The 14704-nt window shown below is 72.2% G+C and carries 15 protein-coding genes; 4 read left to right on the top strand and 11 right to left on the bottom strand.

Annotated features, from left to right (window positions below; genetic code table 11):
* Positions 1–51: 51 nt before the first annotated feature.
* Positions 52–1362, bottom strand: coding sequence for a sensor histidine kinase (locus tag ACIBO1_RS21995; protein WP_396749378.1), 1311 nt, complete (start codon positions 1360–1362; stop codon positions 52–54).
* Entirely contained in the window at positions 1359–2045 is a 687-nt protein-coding gene (locus ACIBO1_RS21990; protein WP_396749376.1) for a response regulator transcription factor, read from the bottom strand. Before ACIBO1_RS21990 ends, ACIBO1_RS21995 begins: the two co-directional genes overlap by 4 nt.
* 108 nt (positions 2046–2153) lie before the next feature.
* Here ACIBO1_RS21990 and ACIBO1_RS21985 point away from each other — a divergent pair, with 108 nt between their 5' ends.
* Complete coding sequence (locus tag ACIBO1_RS21985; RefSeq protein ID WP_396749374.1) at positions 2154–2672, top strand: DNA mismatch repair protein MutL; 519 nt, start codon at positions 2154–2156, stop codon at positions 2670–2672.
* Positions 2673–2692: 20 nt separating this feature from the next.
* Here ACIBO1_RS21985 and ACIBO1_RS21980 read toward each other — a convergent pair whose 3' ends face one another.
* From ACIBO1_RS21980 to ACIBO1_RS21965, 4 genes are all read right to left on the bottom strand, one after another.
* Complete coding sequence (locus ACIBO1_RS21980; protein ID WP_396749433.1) at positions 2693–3520, bottom strand: DUF72 domain-containing protein; 828 nt, start codon at positions 3518–3520, stop codon at positions 2693–2695.
* A 162-nt stretch (positions 3521–3682) separates the two neighbouring features.
* Positions 3683–4597 (bottom strand): alpha/beta fold hydrolase, encoded by a 915-nt coding sequence (locus ACIBO1_RS21975; RefSeq protein WP_396749372.1) that lies wholly within the window; start codon positions 4595–4597, stop codon positions 3683–3685.
* An 83-nt stretch (positions 4598–4680) separates the two neighbouring features.
* Positions 4681–5427 (bottom strand): hypothetical protein, encoded by a 747-nt coding sequence (locus ACIBO1_RS21970; RefSeq protein ID WP_396749370.1) that lies wholly within the window; start codon positions 5425–5427, stop codon positions 4681–4683.
* Between the two features lie 125 nt (positions 5428–5552).
* Positions 5553–6800 carry a family 16 glycosylhydrolase gene (locus tag ACIBO1_RS21965; RefSeq protein WP_396749368.1) on the bottom strand — a complete coding sequence of 416 codons (1248 nt, stop codon included), beginning with the start codon at positions 6798–6800 and terminating at the stop codon, positions 5553–5555.
* Positions 6801–6990: 190 nt separating this feature from the next.
* Here ACIBO1_RS21965 and ACIBO1_RS21960 point away from each other — a divergent pair, with 190 nt between their 5' ends.
* Entirely contained in the window at positions 6991–7716 is a 726-nt protein-coding gene (locus ACIBO1_RS21960; protein WP_396749366.1) for a Clp protease N-terminal domain-containing protein, read from the top strand.
* A 4-nt stretch (positions 7717–7720) separates the two neighbouring features.
* On the opposite strand, the gene ACIBO1_RS21955 is transcribed toward ACIBO1_RS21960, so the two are convergent.
* Both ACIBO1_RS21955 and ACIBO1_RS21950 read right to left on the bottom strand, forming a co-directional pair.
* Positions 7721–8239, bottom strand: coding sequence for a hypothetical protein (locus ACIBO1_RS21955; RefSeq protein ID WP_396749364.1), 519 nt, complete (start codon positions 8237–8239; stop codon positions 7721–7723).
* A gap of 107 nt (positions 8240–8346) precedes the next feature.
* Positions 8347–8529 carry a hypothetical protein gene (locus ACIBO1_RS21950; RefSeq protein ID WP_396749362.1) on the bottom strand — a complete coding sequence of 61 codons (183 nt, stop codon included), beginning with the start codon at positions 8527–8529 and terminating at the stop codon, positions 8347–8349.
* Between the two features lie 168 nt (positions 8530–8697).
* Here ACIBO1_RS21950 and ACIBO1_RS21945 point away from each other — a divergent pair, with 168 nt between their 5' ends.
* Positions 8698–9357: a GNAT family N-acetyltransferase gene (locus tag ACIBO1_RS21945; protein WP_396749360.1), complete on the top strand. Its 660-nt coding sequence runs from the start codon at positions 8698–8700 to the stop codon at positions 9355–9357.
* 204 nt (positions 9358–9561) lie between these two features.
* Here ACIBO1_RS21945 and ACIBO1_RS21940 read toward each other — a convergent pair whose 3' ends face one another.
* Positions 9562–11031, bottom strand: coding sequence for a glycoside hydrolase family 3 protein (locus ACIBO1_RS21940; RefSeq protein WP_396749358.1), 1470 nt, complete (start codon positions 11029–11031; stop codon positions 9562–9564).
* Between the two features lie 163 nt (positions 11032–11194).
* Between ACIBO1_RS21940 and ACIBO1_RS21935 the strand changes: the two genes are divergently transcribed.
* The gene (locus ACIBO1_RS21935) at positions 11195–12370 is read left to right on the top strand and encodes an ROK family protein (RefSeq protein WP_396749356.1); all 1176 of its coding nucleotides are present in this window, start codon (positions 11195–11197) and stop codon (positions 12368–12370) included.
* Between the two features lie 239 nt (positions 12371–12609).
* Here ACIBO1_RS21935 and ACIBO1_RS21930 read toward each other — a convergent pair whose 3' ends face one another.
* The gene (locus ACIBO1_RS21930) at positions 12610–13620 is read right to left on the bottom strand and encodes an ABC transporter permease subunit (protein WP_396749354.1); all 1011 of its coding nucleotides are present in this window, start codon (positions 13618–13620) and stop codon (positions 12610–12612) included.
* Positions 13617–14624, bottom strand: a complete 1008-nt coding sequence (locus ACIBO1_RS21925) for an ABC transporter ATP-binding protein (RefSeq protein WP_396749351.1) — start codon at positions 14622–14624, stop codon at positions 13617–13619. The genes ACIBO1_RS21930 and ACIBO1_RS21925 overlap by 4 nt, the downstream gene beginning before the upstream one ends.
* Positions 14625–14704: the final 80 nt, after the last annotated feature.

Raw genomic sequence — 14704 nt, 5'->3', positions numbered from 1 at the left:
AGGACGCTAATGCGCGGTTCCATAAAGGAGCCTTAACGGCTCCGGAAAGGATCATGAAAGCCGGTGACTGCTCCCGAGCCGCTCCGGAGCGTGGTCGACGGGCCTGAGCAGGATCCCGACCCGGGCACCGCCGAGCGGACTGCGGGTGACCACCAGGTGACCACCCGACGTCTCGGCGGCCCGCCGCACGATGTCCAGACCGAGGCCGGTCGAACCGGCGGCGCTCACGCCCCGCTGCACCGCCCGGGTCGGGTCGGCGATGCCCGGCCCGGCGTCGTCCACCACCACTCCGTCGGGGGACACGCTCACCCGGAAGGCGGTGCCGTCCGGAGTGTGCGCGAAGACGTTGCCGAGCATCGCGTCCACCACCAGGATCAGCTCACTGCGCGGCATCGGCAGGACCACCGGCACGTCGCCGCCGGTCACCTCCCACGGGCGCTCCTGGTCCTCGGCCAGCACCGACCAGAACGCCAACCGGTCGGCGAGCACCTCCACCAGGTCGGCGCTCTGCCCGTCCCGCCCGTCGGTGCCGCGCCGCACCCCGCGGATGATCGAGTCGAGTTCCTCGTCGAGCAGGTCGCAGGCCTGCCGCATCCGCTCGCCGATCGGGCCCGGCGGCATCGCCTCGGCGTCGAGACGCAGTGCGGTCAACGGCGTACGCAAGCGGTGGGAGAGGTCGGCGGCCAGCTCGCGTTCCCGGTTCATCAGCAGCCGCAGGTCGTCGGCCATCGTGTTGAACGACCGGGCCGCGTCCTGGAGTTCCCTGGGGCCGTTCGGCTCGGCCCGGGCGGTCAGGTCACCGCCGCCGAGCCGCCGCGCCGACGCGGACAGGTCCCGGGTGGCGCGCACCAGCCGGCCGCCGAGCCGGTCGGCGAGCAGCGTCGATCCGGCCACCAGGACGATCGCCAGGCCACCGAGCACGAACCAGGCGGTCCGTACGCCCCGACGCAGTTCGGTCTCCGGCACGAACACCTCGACGATCACGGTCCGGCCGTCGGCGAGCACGGTGGGTTGCAGGTACGCGACACCGTCGGCGGCCGGGGCCAGCACCGAGCGGCGGTCCCCGGCGGCGTCGCGTACCTGCGCGTCGGTGACGTGGGTGACGCCGATCGGCGCGCTGTCCGGCAGGTGCACGGCGAGCCTCCCGGCGCTGCCCGCCGTCGTGCTGGCCACCGCGTTGGTGAGCAGCGTCGGGTCGGCGTCCATGCCCAGCACGGTGACCAGCGCGGTGGCCTGCTGGCGGGCCTCGCTGACGGCCCGGTCCCGGGCGATCTGCCCGGTGGCGATGGCCAGCGGCACCAGGAAGGCCAGTGCGACCATCGAGGTGATGGCGATGGCCAGCCGGTTCAGCGCCCACCTCATCGCGGGTCGACCATCATCACGCCCACGCCGCGCACGGTGCGCAGGAAGCGCGGCCGGGCGGCCGTCTCCCCGAGCTTGCGCCGCAGCCACGAGATGTGCACGTCGATGGTCTGTTCCTCACCGATCTGTGCCTGGTGCCACACCTCGTTCATCAGCTCCCGACGGCTGACCACCTGACCGACCCGTTCGGCCAGGTACGCCAGCACGTCGAACTCGCGCCGCGTCAGTTGCAGCGGTTGCCCACCCAGTTCGGCCATGCGTTGCCGAGGTCGGATGGTCAGCTCGCCCACGCTGATCGACGGTGGGGTCTCGTTCGCGGTCGGCCGCGCCCGGCGCAGCACCGCGTCGATGCGGGCCAGGATGTGTCCACCGGAGAACGGTTTGGTCACGTAGTCGTCGGCACCGGCGCCGAGCAGGCTGATGATGTCGGTCTCGGAGCGGCGAGCGGTCGCCACGATCACCGGTACGTCGGACACCGAACGGATCATCCGCAGCGCGTCGGCACCGTCGATGTCGGGCAGTCCGAGATCGAGGATGACTAGGTTCGGTCGCTCGGTGGTGACGATTCTCAACGCCTCGGCGGCGTGCCCGGCGGGCCGTACCACGTGACCGGCGTCGGTCAGTGCACGGGTGAGGGCGGCCGCGATGTTGCGGTCGTCCTCGACCAGCAGGATCATCGCCATGGCGTACACCATATGGGTAGATGAGACGATGTCTTCGTGCGATCTTCCTGGTGGGCACCGATCGCGGGGTGGTGCGTCGCCACCGCGTCGAGCATCGTGCTCGCGTCCATGGCGATTCTGCCCGTGTTGCGGGAGCCGGTCGCCCAGGACCAGGCGCTGAGCCCACCGCCTGCGGTGGAGACGCCCGGACCGCCGACGCCACTGCCCTCGTCGGCACCGCCGCCGACGACGTCGGCGTCACCGCGACCCAGCGTGAGCCCGACCTCCACCCCGAGCGCCACGCCGGAGCCGGTGGAGAGCCGCCGCCCGACGACCAGACCGAGCCGGACCACCGCCCCGACCGTGACCACCGAGGACGGTTGGACGGTGACGGTGGGCGACGACGGCGTCCGCAGCTACGTCCGCTCGTTCCGGGTGGAGGGCGGCCAGGCGGTCGTCCGGATGACCTCGACGGGCGTGGTCGAGCTGGTCACGGCGACCCCGGCGGACGGGTACGCGGTGCAGAAGGTGCAGAACTCGCCGGACAACATGGCGGTCTACTTCAACGCGCCGGGCCGCAGCTTCATCATCCACGCGATCTGGTGGGACGACCGCCCGTTCGTGCAGGTCAGCAAGGTCGGCTCCTAGGGGCGGTGCCGCACGGTCGCTCAGAACAGGGTGGTGGGTTCGACCGGGATCGGCTCGGGCAGGGGCGTCAGCTCGGGCAGGCGGGCACGGACCTCGTCGTGGAAGCGGCGGGCGAGCACCGGCGCGTCGGCGTTGTCGGGCGTGTGCACGAACATGGTGGGGGAGCGGCCCTCGCGCAGCCAGTCCACGGTGACGTCGACCCAGTGCTGCCAGCCCTCGACCGTCCGGTCGGTGTCGTCGCGGCCGAGATACCGCACGATGGGCCGGTCGGTGAGCGCGCGGGTACGCAACGGCATCCGTGGCTTCTTGGTCCAGGCGTCGCGTTCGGCGTCACTGGTCGGCGGGTCGGCGAAGAAGGCGGTGGTGTCGAACGGCACCCATTCGGCCTCCGCCTCGTCGAGCACCGTCTCCAGCAGCCGCGTCGCGTGCGGCTCGGTGAAGAAGGCGGGGTGGCGGACCTCCACCACGGCCCGGTGGGTGGTGGGCAGCCGGCGCAGGAAGCGGGCCAGCGTGGGTACGTCGTCCGGGCCGAACGAGCCGGGGAGCTGCACCCAGAGGGCGTGGGCACGCGGGCCGAGCGGCGCCATCGCGTCCAGGAACACCCGCATCGGCTCGGTGACGTCGGTGAGCCGGCGCTCGTGCGTCACCACCTTGGGCAGCTTCACCACGAACCGGAATTCCGGGCCGGTCTGCTGCGCCCAGGTGGCGACCGTGTCCCGGGTCGGGGTGGCGTAGAACGTCGTGTTGCCCTCGACCGCGTCGCACCACCCGGCGTAGTGCCGCAGCCGCTCGGAGGTCGGCAGCGGGTGGGCCAGCAACCGACCCTGCCACGACTTGTGCGTCCACATCGCACACCCGACGTGTAGCCGCATGCCGCCGACTCCTTCCTCCGCCACTGGTCCGGCGACAGTGCGGGTACCCGGCCGGGCTTGCTTCGCGGCCTGGTGAAGCGCGACCCCGGCTCGACGTACCGTAGCCGGGTGTCCGCTGGCCGGCTGCGGCCGGTCAGGTCAGCGGGCCGGGCCGGCGGAGTCGTCCGGGGCGAGGGACGCGATGAAGTCGAGAATGCGCTGGTTGACCAGCTCGGGACGTTCCACCGGCAGCCCGTGGCCGGCACCGGCCACGATCTCGGTGCGGACCGAGGGGATCAGCTCCGCCGCCCGGGCCGCCGCCCGACGGGGATCCAGCAGCGAACTGCGCCCGGCCACCAGCAGCTGCACCGGCACGCGGATCGCGCGCAACTCGTCGTCGTCGAACCGGCGAGCCGCGACCGGGCGGCCCGACCGCCAGTGCCGGGCTGCGATCATGATCGGGGCCAGTTGCTCGGCGGACTCGACCAGGGCATGGTTGGCCAGCCGCTGGGCGAACCAGGGCCGGGTGCGCCGGGGGGCCAGTGTCGCCAGCGCTCCGGCCAGCATGTTCGCGTAGAACCTGAGTGGCACCTTCTCCAGGCCCCCGGGATCGAGCAGGGTGACCGAGGCCAGCCGGTCGGGCCGGTGCAGGGCCTGGGCGAGCGCCAGGAATCCGCCGTACGACAGGCCGACCAGGTGAACGCCGTCCAGCCCGAGTGCGGTGAGCGTCTCGTCGAGCCAGGCGGCGTTGTCGGTCGTACTCGGCACCGGTCGGCGTTGCACGCTGCGACCTGGGTCGTCGACGGTGTCCACCGCGTAGACCGGGTGGTGGATGCCGAGCGGGCCGACCTGCGGATACCAGTTGCTGGAGTTGCCCTGAGCACCGTGCAACAACACGATCGGCTCACCCGTGCCGGTGCCGTGGTGGTGCACGTGGACGGTGCCGAACCGCGTCTCGACGTCCAACTCCTGTCGAGGGTGCGGCCACGCGCCCATCGCCGCCTCGTAGGCGGCGAGGAACCTGCTCTGTGCCTGGTCGCTGGTGAATCGTCCGATGCCCGGCGTCGCGCCCACATCGACCTCCCCCGTTCGGTGGTACGACCGTACTACGCCGCGAGCATGCGCACGGTGGCCGTGCAGGCGGGCGTCTCGGTCGGCTAGCCGTCGCCGTCGGTGCGGTCGACGGTGAGGCTGGAGACGCCGGAGGTGGCGTCGATGTCGTAGCGGTCGGTGGCCGACTCCCACTCCGGTGGCGTCAGCACCGTGCCACCGGCCACGCCGGACTGGGTGGACCCGTCGACGGTGACCGACCCGGCGCCGCCGCCCGCGCGTACCCGCACCGGGGCGTCACCGGCCAGGCGGACGACGACCTGGTTCGCACCGCCACTGAGGACGGTCCGCTGAGTGCCTTCGGCCGGCGGCAGGGTCAGCTCGATCCGGCTCGCCCCGGCGGTGAACTCGACGTCGCCGAGCTGGGTGCCACGGAGGTCGAGGTGCTGTTCCTTGGCGCCGCCGCCGAGGCGCAGGTGCCAGCGTACGGAGTGGTGCAGCACCACCTCGACGATGGCCGGCCCGTCCTGACCGGTGCCGCGCAGGCTGGTGAGCACGTTGCCGTCGGTGAGGGAGACCGCGGGACGCACGCCCGCGTCGCGGGGCGTCGACACCCGGTACGCGTCCCCGCCGAGGTCCTCGGTGCGCAGCCGGACCACGTCGGCGCCGTCGAGCAGGACGAAGGTGGCCTCCCGCAGGTCGTCGGCGCTGCCGGTGACGACGTGCCCGGCCCGGCCGTCGCCGCGCACCGTGACCCAGGTCCAGGCGGAGACCAGCACCACCACCAGGACCAGCAGCGCTCCGCCGAGCCACCACCAGAACCGTCGTCCGTCGGTCGCTTGAGCGTTCTCCACGTCGCCTCCCGTACCTCGGTGACCGCAGTGGGCTACTACCCGCCGGGCCCGTCACCGACTCTTACGGCTGGGAAGGCGCGTGGGCTCACCGCCGACGGCGGTGAGCCCATAGGTACCGCTTGCGGTCAGGCGCGGGACCACTTCTGGTTGGCGGTGCCGGCGCAGTCCCAGAGTTGCAGGCGGCCGCCGTTGTTCGCGTTGTTCTCCCGGACGTCGACGCACCGGTTCGCGCTGAGGTTCACCAGGTCACCGGCGGGGCTGAGGGTGAACCGTTGGGCCGGGTTGCCGTTGCAGGTGACCAGGTTGACCTCGGTGCCGTTGGCGGTGCCGGCCCAGGCCGGGTCCATGCACTTGCCCATCGCGCGCACGGTGCCGTCGGCGGCGAAGGTCCACGCCTGGGCGGCGGTGGTGTTGCAGTCCCAGATCTGCAACGGCGCCCCGTCGTACGGGTTGGCGCTGGGGATGTCGATGCACCGTCCACTCTGCTGGCCCCGGATCCGGGTGGTGCCGGTGTTGCCGTCCGGGACGTAGCCGTAGACCCGCACGTAGTCGACGAGCATCTGCTGCGGGAACTGGGTGCTGCCGTCCGGGTAGCCGGGCCAGTTGCCGCCCACCGCGACGTTGAGGATCATGAAGAACGGGTGGTCGAACACCCAGCGGTTGCCGCCGAGCCGGCTCGGGTCGACGCGGAAGAACTCCTGGCCGTCGAGGTACCAGCGGATGCTGCTCGGTTCCCAGTCGACCCGGTAGGTGTGGAAGGCGTCGGCCAGCGGCTGCCCGATGACGCGGCTGCCGGTGATCCCGCCACCGCCGGAGTAACCCGGCCCGTGGATGGTGCCGTGCACGGTGTTCGGCTCGCGACCGATGTTCTCCATGATGTCGATCTCGCCGGAGGCCGGCCAGCCGACGTTGCCGAAGTCGTTGCCGAGCATCCAGAAGGCCGGCCAGATGCCCTGACCACGAGGGATCTTGATGCGGGCCTCGAATCGGCCGTACGCCTGGCTGAAGGTGGCGGCGGTGAGCAGTCGGGCAGAGGTGAACTCGCACCGACCGTAGTGGCACTGGTAGTTGGCCGGGTTCTCCCGGCGCGCGGTGATGACCAGGTTGCCCTGCCCGTCGTGCACCGCGTTGCTGGTGCTGTTGGTGTAGTACTGCCGCTCGTTGTTGCCCCAGCCGTGGCCGCCGATGTCGAAGCGCCACTTGGACTGGTCGACCGGCGTACCGGCCGAGGCGTTGAACTCGTCCTGCCAGGTGAGTCCGCCGATGGCGGCGGTGGCCGGTGCGGCGGTCACGGGAACGACGAGCAGGCTGGCGACGACCGCCGCGGCGAGGACGGCGGCGCTCCTTCGGAGCCTGCGGGAGATGGTGGACACGATGGTCTCCTTGGGGGTGGGCGGATGAGGCTGGCGCCCCGGCGAGGAGGGGAGAGCGCTCTCCACATCGCAGTCTGTCGATTTCGACAAAATTAGTCAAGGTTGTTAACAGCGATCATGAGCCGGGATGACGCTCGGTGATCGTCAACTGGTGGTTGACGATTGCGACGCGTCAACCTATGGTTGACGCATGACGAATCCCGTACAGGCGAACAATCCCGTCCGGCTCGACGACCTGATCCAGGCCATCAAGCAGGCCCACCCCGACGCGCTCGACCAACTCACCGGCGCGGTCATCGTCGCTGACCACATCGGGGACGTCGCCGACCACCTCATCGGTCACTTCGTGGACCAGGCCCGCCGCTCCGGCGCCTCCTGGACCGACATCGGCCGCAGCATGGGGGTGAGCAAGCAGGCCGCGCAGAAGCGCTTCGTGGCCAAGGGCGACGCCGGGCCGATCGACCCGCAGCAGGGGTTCAACCGCTTCACCCCGCGCGCCCGCAACGTGGTGATGGCCTCGCAGAACGAGGCCCGCGCCGCCGGCAACGCCGAGATCGGCCCGGCGCACCTGGTGCTCGGGTTGCTCGCCGAGCCGGAGGGGCTGGCCGTGAAGGTGCTGGTCGCCGGCGGCGTCACGGTCGAGGCGGTACGCGAGGCGGCCGCCGCCGCGCTGCCGCCGTCCGTGGGCGAGGTGCCGGATCTGATCCCGTACGACGCGGCCGGCAAGAAGGCGCTGGAGCTGACCTTCCGCGAGGCGTTGCGCCTGGGGCACAACTACATCGGCACCGAGCACATCCTGCTGGCGCTGCTGGAGCAGGAGGGCGGCGAGGGTGTGCTGACCGGCCTCGGCGTGGACAAGGCCGCCGTGGAGGCGGGCACCGCGGCGGCCCTGGCCAAGGTCCGGGTGTTCGAGTAGCGGATCAGGATGCGGTGGAGAAGCCGTACCGGTCGGCGTGCTCCGGGTCCTCCGGCTCGATCTGGCGCAGCCCGGCGTCGGCGAGGCGCTTGTTGACCTCGTCCAGATGCTCGCGCACCAGCCGGGCCTCCTCCTCGGTGACCCGCCCCCGGTGCGGCTTTCCGGCGTGCTCGATGGTGCTGTAGTCGATCTTCTCGGTGGCGCGCCGCGCCTTCGGTGGGCGTACCCGCTCGGCGGTCTTGAGCAGTTGGGCCATCGGCATGTCGGTGGCCATCGCGTCGAACTCGCTCGCGGTCAGCACCACCCGACGCGGCTCACCGTTGCCGTGCCGGTCGTGGATCTCGACCACCGCCACGTCCAGCGCGGCGTCGTCGAGGCTCTCCACCTCCACCGGCGTCGCGTCCAACTGCACGGGCCCGGCCACCAGGTCAGGATGCTCGACGACGACGACGCGGACCGCCTCGTCGTCGGGGCCCAGCACCGTGCCGCTGAAGTCGGAGACGCGAATCGTCTTCTTGCCCATGTGCGCAGTTGCTCCCGTCGTGACCTGTCGGAGGACCAGCAGACGTTACCCGACAGGTGTGCGAAAGGACGCGCTGGCTCGCCGGGCCGCCCCGGGTGCGGGTGGCCTCAGAGGGTGTGGAGAGGGCTGCGGGAGGAGTAGCCCGCCGGCAGCTCGTTCAGATCGTGCCAGGAGAGTGTGCCGAGGTCGGCGCGGTGGCCGCGGTACGAGGGCTGGCCCGGGAAGCGTTCGGCGCACCCCAGTGCCCGTCGGGTCTCCTGCGCGGAGCGGTCATTCGGCTGAATCGGCATGTCCCCCACCGTTCCAAAGAAAGTTGTCCATGTATGGAAATGGATATGACGGTTGGTCGATGGATCGGGTTCCCGGACGAGGCGTTGGTCACCCGATCGGTGCCGCCGCGCGGAGCGCCCGTCGTACCGTGATCGGCGCAGGCCGAAGCGACGCTGCGGAGGTGGACCATGCTCGACCGGCGGCTCCACCTGCACCTGGCGACCTGGCTCGGGCAGTGGCCGGCAGGTCCCGGGCTGCACGTGGTGTGCTCCACCCGGCGCGCCCGCCCGGCCTGGGACGGCCGGTTGCGGCCGGCCGTCGCGATCACCGCCGGTGCGAGCACCGTGCTCTCGGTGGCCCCGGACCGGGTCGCGGCGGTCCGCGAGCTGACCCGGCGGCCGGAGTCGCTGCCGGACGCCTTGCCGGCGGCGGTCGGCCATCCGCGCTGGGTGGTGCACGACGACGTGTTCCGCTGGAGCGTCGCTCCCGCACCCCTGCCCGACGTCGGTGAGTGGGTGCCGTCCGGCGCCGCCGGCCTGCCGTCCTGGTTACGCCTGTTCGACCGGCCGGTCCTGGTGGTGCGGGACGACCGGGGGCGCTACCTGGCCGGCGTCGGTGTCAAGCGGCACGACCGGCACGGGCACGAGTTGGCGGTGGGCACGGTGCCGGCCGCCCGGGGGCGTGGGCTGGCTCGGCGGCTGGTGGCCCAGGCAGCGCGTCGGGTGCTCGCGGACGGCGCGGTGCCGACCTATCTGCACGCCCGGGACAACGCCGCCTCGGCCCGGGTGGCGGAGGCGGCGGGCTTCCCCGACCGGGGCTGGCGGTCGTACGGCGTCTATCCCGGCTGATCGTCGACCTGACGGCAGGGCGCGGACCGTGAATCCCGGGCCGGATCCACGGTCCGCAGCCTCCCCCCAGGCCCATGTGCGGCTCGATGCGATCACGCTACGTATCCGGCTGGTGGTCGGCAAGTAGCCACCGCGTGGTCCGTGGTGTCGAAAAGTGGACTTGACCTGGCCTGACAGGTCGATGCGGATCGGCTGCGGGGTGACTCAGCGTATGGCTCCGGTGTGTCCGGTCAGGCCCAGCGCCTCGGCGGCGGCCCGCCCGTTGGCGTGGCTGGCGCCGAAGGTGGTGACGAAGGCCCGGACGCCGGCCGGTCGCCAGGCGGCCGGCCACCCCATCTCGACCACCGCCACCGGGTGCGTGGCGGCCAGCGCGGCGGCCAGTTCCGGGCCGCCGGGCAGGCGGTGCAGGTGGCGGCCGACCAGCACGATCGGTCGGGTGCCGGCCCGGCGACGCAACGTCTCCGGGTCGGCCTCGGTCGCCACCACCCGGATCTCCTCGGTGCCGTCGAGGTGCGGGCCGAGTCCCCACGGCACCCGCCCCTCGGCGATGGTCGAGCGGGCGTGCAACTGCACCACCAGTGGCTGGTCGAGCCCGGCGAGGATGCCCTCCACCCGTACCGCCCGGCGCGCGGCGGCGTACCCCAGGCCGTCCGGGACGGTAATCTCCGGGCGCGCGGTCCGGGTCCAGGCGGCGAGGGCGGTGACGCGGTCGGCGGCCTGCTCCACCCGTGCGCGGTCGAGCCGGCCGTCGCCGAGCGCGGCGACGATCTCGGCGGCGACGGTCTCGACCAGGTCCGCGTCGACCGCGGCGCCGATGCAGAGCAGGTCGGCTCCGGCGGCCAGCGCCCGCACCGCACCCGGAGCGATGCCGCCGGCGGCCAGGGTGGCGCCCCGCATCTCCAGCGCGTCGGTGACCACGACGCCGTCGAAGCCGTACCGGTCGCGCAGCAGGTCGGTCAGGACGGCGCGGCTGAAGGTGGCCGGCAGGTCGCCGGTGAGCGCGGGGACCCGGATGTGTGCGGTCATCACCGCCTTCGCCCCGGCGGCGATCACCGCGGCGAACGGTGGCAGGTCACGTTGGCGCAGGAGATCGGGCGACGCGTCCACGGTGGGCAGCTCGTGGTGGGAGTCGGCGATCGTCGCGCCGTGGCCGGGGAAGTGCTTGGCGCAGGCGGCCACCCCGGCGGCCTGGAGCCCGGTGGTCGCCGCCGCCGAGTGGGCGGCGACCCGGACCGGGTCGGCCCCGAACGAGCGGGTGCCGATGACCGGGTTGTCGTCGGCGCTGTTGACGTCGACGGTGGGTGCCAGGTTGACGGTGATGCCCAGGTCGGCCAGCTCCGCGCCGATGGCGTGATAGACCCGGCGGGTGAGGGCCACGTCGCCGATCGCGCCGAGCGCCGCGTTGCCCGGGTACGGGCTGCCGGTGGCGTGCGCCAGCCGGGTGACGTCGCCGCCCTCCTCGTCGATGGCGATCAGCACGTCGGACCGTCCGCTCCGCAGCGCGGCGGTGGCGGCCGCCACCTGCTCGGGCCGGTGGATGTTGGTGCCGAACAGGGTGTGTCCGGCCAGCCCTTCGGCGACCAGCTCGACCGCCCAGGCGGGCGGGACCGGCCCCGGGTACGCGGCCAGCAGGGTGCCCAGCGCCAACCGGCGGAGTCCTGGATCGATCCCCACGGGGGTGTCTCCTCTCGGTGCCGGCCGGTGCGGATCTCGTACCGGGTCGGCCGAGAGCCCTGCTTCCACCCGGCCGATACGCTACGGCTACCCGTTCCAAGGTCGGTTTACTGTTACCAATGCTAGATAGTTAGCAAAGTTTACTAATACATGAGGACATGGCATGAGTGCGACCCGGTTGCCCGGCACCCCACGTCTGTTGCGCGCCCTCAACGACCGTGCGGCGCTGGAACTGCTGCTGGAACAGGGACCGCTGACCCGGGCTCGGATAGGCGAGCTGACCGGCCTGTCCAAGGTCACCGCCTCGCAGCTCGTGGAGCGGTTGGAGGAGCGTGGCCTGGTCGCCCGGGTGGGTGAGCAGGCCGGCGGGCGGGGGCCGAACGCCCAGCTCTATGCGGTGCGACCTGGCAGCGCGCACGTGGTCGGCGTGGACGTCGGCCCGGAGCGGGTGGTGGCCGCCTGCGCCGACATCACCGGGGCGGTGATCGGGCGGGTCGAACAGTCCACCCGGGACACCGACGACCCGGTCGGTGTGGTGCACAACGCGGTGGTGCAGGTGGCGGGCAGCGCCGGTGCGCACCTGTCGAGCGTGCGGCGGATCGTGCTCGGCACCCCTGGCCTGGTCGACCCGGGCACCGGCGACATCACCTTCGCGTTCAACCTGCCGCGCTGGCACCGGGGCCTGCTCGCCGCGCTCCGCGACGACCTGGACACCCCGGTGGTCTTCGAGAACGACGTGAACCTGGCCGCAGTGGCCGAGGCGCAGTCCGGCGCGGCCCAGGGCGTATCGGACTTCGTGCTGGTCTGGGTCGGTGCCGGCGTCGGTCTGGCGATCATGCTGGGCGGCCGGCTGCACCACGGCAGCAGCGGCGCGGCCGGTGAGATCGGCTACCTGCCGGTGCCCGGCGCGCCCATCCCGCGCGACGTCTCCCGACGGGCCAAGCCGGCGTTCCAGCAGGTGGCCGGTGCCGACGCGGTCCGCGCGCTGGCCCGCGAGCACGGCTACCCGGACACCGAGGCGGCCGACGCGGTCCGCGCCGCGATCGCCGACGGCACCGCCGGGGGGCCGATGCTCGACGAGGTGGCCCGTCGGCTGGCCCTGGGCGTGGCGAGTACCTGCGTGGTGCTGGATCCGCCGCTGGTGGTGCTCGCCGGTGAGGTGGGTCAGGCCGGTGGGGCGGCGTTGGCCGAACGGGTGCAGCACGAGGTAGCCGCCATCACGCTGGTCCGCCCCCGGGTGGTCGCCACCGGGCTGACCGAGGAACCGGTCCTGCACGGCGCGTTGCGTACCGCGCTGGACGCCGTCCGGGACGAGGTCTTCGGCTCCACGGTCGGCTAAGAGCGCCCGGCAATAGGACTGGCGGGGCTGCGGCGCGTCCTGGCGCTTCGGCTGGCGGCGTTGTCGTCGTCGGCCATGCAACACCGGCATGGCCTCCTCCTCCGCCTTGCCATCCTCGGCCAGGACCCGCCTCGCCTCCACCGCCCTCTTGCCGGGCGCTCTAACCGCCGTCCATGCGAAGGAATTCTTCAGCACCTGGCCGGAGGTGGCAAGGAGTCGCCGCCTCCGGTTCCCGGTGCTCAGGTCAGGTCGCGACGGCGGAACAGCGCGAAAGCCGCCACGGTGAGCCCGACGGTGAGCGACAGCAGCACGGCCAGGGCCGGTCGCCAGGTCAAGGTGTAGAGACCGTCGCAGTAGCTGGAGAGCAGGTTGGTGCAGGCGCTGTCGTCCCAGAGCTCGACCCTGCCGGTGAGCCACGCCCAGACGTAGCTGGTCAGCATGAGCTGGTCCGGCCGGGCCACCTCCACGATCTCCAGCACGATCCGGCCGCCCAATTCCCACACCACCAGGTACGCGGCCACCGCCCCGAGCGCCGCCGAGGTGTGCCGGCCCATCGTGGCAATCGCGAAGCCGATCGCCGTGGCCAGCAGCACCAGCACCAGGCCCCGACCCCAGATCGCGCCCAACCCGCTCCAGAAGGCCGGGTTCGTCGGGCCGGGATGACCGGCCAGTTGGGCGATCACCCAGAAGGTGACCAGATAGGCCGCCGAGGCGAGCAGGGACAGCGCCAGCACCGCACCGAGCAGCGTGCCGAGCTTGGTGCCCAGCACCGTCAGCCGGCGCGGTCGCCACAGCAGCAGGTTCACCACCCCGCCGGAGTTCAGATCGGCGCCGATCGCCGAGGCCCCCACCAGGAAACCGAACAGCACCAGGAACGCCACGAGGAAGAACAGCAGCGGCTCGGCCTGCCGGGTGAAGGTGAACACGCCGCTGAGGTAGTCGGCGGCTACCGGCAACCGGTCCATCCGTGCCGGATCGACCTCGCTGCAGTCGGACGGCAGGTAGTCGTCGTTGTCCCGGGGGTGCTCGCCCCGCTGCCGGGCCAGACACCGGTCGTACTCCAACTCCAGGTTGCGCTGGTCGTCGGCGGCCTGCTGCTGGGCCGTGGCCAACTCGGCCGGGCTGGGACTGTGCGAACCGGCGATGGTGGTGCCGGCGGTGACCACGAAGGCCAGCGCCAGCAACGCCACCATGAGCTGGACGAAACGGCGGGCGGCCAACCGCTCCGCCTCGGCACGGATCAGGTTCACGCGCCCACCTCCCGGATCCCGAGGTCGATCTCCCGACCGTCAGTGGGGTCGTCCGCTGTGCCGTCCACCTGTCGGGGTACCCCCGCAGGCCCCGGTGCGCCGGTCAGGTCCAGGAAGACGCTCTCCAGATCCGGGCGCAGCGGAGTCAGCTCGCGTACCCAGACGCCCTGCTCGCCCAGCGTCCGGTTGACCACCGCCGGATCCGGCACCCCGCCCACCACCAGGTGGTCGGCGTGCCCGGTGACCGCCAGTCCGGCCGCCGCCAGCAACTCCTCGGCCCGGGCCAGGTCGTCGGCGCGGACCAGGCACTCGTGCCGGTCGTGGCCGGCGAGCACCTCCGCCACCGGTCCGCTGGCGGCCCGCCGACCTCGCGAGATGATCGTGACGTGGTCACAGATCACCTGGATCTCGGCCAGGATGTGGCTGGACACCAGCACGGTCACCCCGCGCTCGGCCAGCGCCCGCATCAGATCGCGCATCTCCCGGATGCCCGCCGGGTCCAGCCCGTTCGCCGGCTCGTCGAGGATCAGCAGCTCCGGTCGCTTGAGCAGCGCCGAGGCCACCGCCAGACGCTGCTTCATGCCCAGCGAGTAGCCCTTGACCCGCTCGTGCGCCCGGTCGAGCAGGCCGACCTGCGCCAGCACGTCGTCGACCCGGGCGATCGGCACGTCACCGGCCAGCGCGAGCAACCGCAGCGTGCGGTACGCGGTGAAGTTGCCGAAGAACTGCGGACTCTCCACGATCGCGCCCACCCGGCCCGCCACCTGGGGCAACTGCTCCGGCGCGGAGGCACCCAGCACCCGCATCCGGCCCTGGTCGGCGCGGACCAGCCCGAGCAGCGCCCGCAACGTGGTCGTCTTGCCCGACCCGTTCGGACCGAGGAACCCGTGCACCTGACCGGCCTCGACCAGCAGGTCGAAGCCGTCGACCGCGACGCGGCTACCCCGGCGCAGGCTACGGAAGGTCTTCCGTAGACCCTCGATCTCGATGACCGCACTCGCCATGAGCCGCCCTTCGGGTGAGGAATGACACGGCGCCTCACCCTACGGCCGGCGCGTACGCCCATGGGGGCAGCCCGCTGCTG

This window comes from Micromonospora sp. NPDC049903, assembly GCF_044460945.1.
GTDB lineage: Bacteria > Actinomycetota > Actinomycetes > Mycobacteriales > Micromonosporaceae > Micromonospora.
Note: the sequence above shows the minus strand (reverse complement) of the source record. Positions and strands in the feature narration are given on the sequence as shown.

Excerpts from the sequence above, each read along its gene's own strand:
- ACIBO1_RS21995 (WP_396749378.1), bottom strand. The coding sequence starts at position 1,362 with ATGAGGTGGGCGCTGAACCGGCTGGCCATCGCCATCACCTCGATGGTC.
- ACIBO1_RS21990 (WP_396749376.1), bottom strand. The coding sequence starts at position 2,045 with ATGGCGATGATCCTGCTGGTCGAGGACGACCGCAACATCGCGGCCGCC.
- ACIBO1_RS21985 (WP_396749374.1), top strand. The coding sequence starts at position 2,154 with ATGGCGATTCTGCCCGTGTTGCGGGAGCCGGTCGCCCAGGACCAGGCG.
- ACIBO1_RS21980 (WP_396749433.1), bottom strand. The coding sequence starts at position 3,520 with ATGTGGACGCACAAGTCGTGGCAGGGTCGGTTGCTGGCCCACCCGCTG.
- ACIBO1_RS21960 (WP_396749366.1), top strand. The coding sequence starts at position 6,991 with ATGACGAATCCCGTACAGGCGAACAATCCCGTCCGGCTCGACGACCTG.
- ACIBO1_RS21955 (WP_396749364.1), bottom strand. The coding sequence starts at position 8,239 with ATGGGCAAGAAGACGATTCGCGTCTCCGACTTCAGCGGCACGGTGCTG.
- ACIBO1_RS21950 (WP_396749362.1), bottom strand. The coding sequence starts at position 8,529 with ATGCCGATTCAGCCGAATGACCGCTCCGCGCAGGAGACCCGACGGGCA.
- ACIBO1_RS21945 (WP_396749360.1), top strand. The coding sequence starts at position 8,698 with ATGCTCGACCGGCGGCTCCACCTGCACCTGGCGACCTGGCTCGGGCAG.
- ACIBO1_RS21935 (WP_396749356.1), top strand. The coding sequence starts at position 11,195 with ATGAGTGCGACCCGGTTGCCCGGCACCCCACGTCTGTTGCGCGCCCTC.
- ACIBO1_RS21925 (WP_396749351.1), bottom strand. The coding sequence starts at position 14,624 with ATGGCGAGTGCGGTCATCGAGATCGAGGGTCTACGGAAGACCTTCCGT.